General features: G+C 46.5%; 1 protein-coding gene. It reads right to left on the minus strand.

The window, feature by feature from the left end:
• A partial coding sequence (locus A3751_RS00505; RefSeq protein ID WP_068450967.1) for an exonuclease SbcCD subunit D occupies positions 1 to 906 on the minus strand: 906 nt, incomplete at both ends.

Raw genomic sequence — 906 nt, forward strand, 5'->3', positions numbered from 1 at the left:
CATTCCGGGTTTTTCGAGTTGAAGAACGTTGGGGTAGACCTCTCTTAATTTGGCAATTGGGTCCAAAATCGCATGTTTGTCGGTCAGTCTTACAAGCAAGTAGTCATCTGCATTCGGATCGACTTTTCCCTGTTGAATAATGGTTTCAAGTTCACCTTCAAGAACGCGCATATCGCGTAATGGTTTTAAGGGAAGGTGTTTGGTTGATACTCCGGTATCTGCAAGCTCTACCAATGTGACGCCTTTCTTTTGATGCTGTTCGGAGAAACTATATTTGAGCAATGATCCGGAGTAGCGAATGTGGTGTTCACCCCGATATTGAGGGGCATGCAAATGACCGAGTGCTACGTAATCAAAATCTATACAAGGCTGATAGCTGACGCGATCTGAACCGCCGATTGACAACGGCCTTTCCGAATCTGATTCTTCTGCACCATCCATAAAGCAATGGCTGATAAGTACACTTGGAATATCCTTCTGCCTGCTGTCATTGATGCGATCGACCAACAAGGTGTGAGCCTCATCGTAAGTCGAGACAGCCTCTCCCGTTGTATTTCTAACGGTTTCTGGGTCACAGTACGGAATTCCATAAAACGCGACAGTATGCCTATTACTCCCGATTAGCACGGGCTCGCATACATCATTAACGTCGCCTAGGATGTGCAAGCCTGCTTTTTTCAGCTGACGCGACCCGAAACGCAATCGCTCAGCGCTATCGTGATTGCCAGAAATTAAAATAACCGGAACATCTAGATCTATACATGCGGTATGGAGTACTTCATCCAATAGAGCTACTGCATCAGCCGGAGGAATAGATCGGTCGTAGATATCGCCCGCAATGACGAGTGCATCAACGGCTTCTTCTCTAATGTATTCGATGAGCTGTTGCAGTATGTGTCGCTGATC

This window comes from Oleiphilus sp. HI0080 (genome assembly GCF_001635135.1).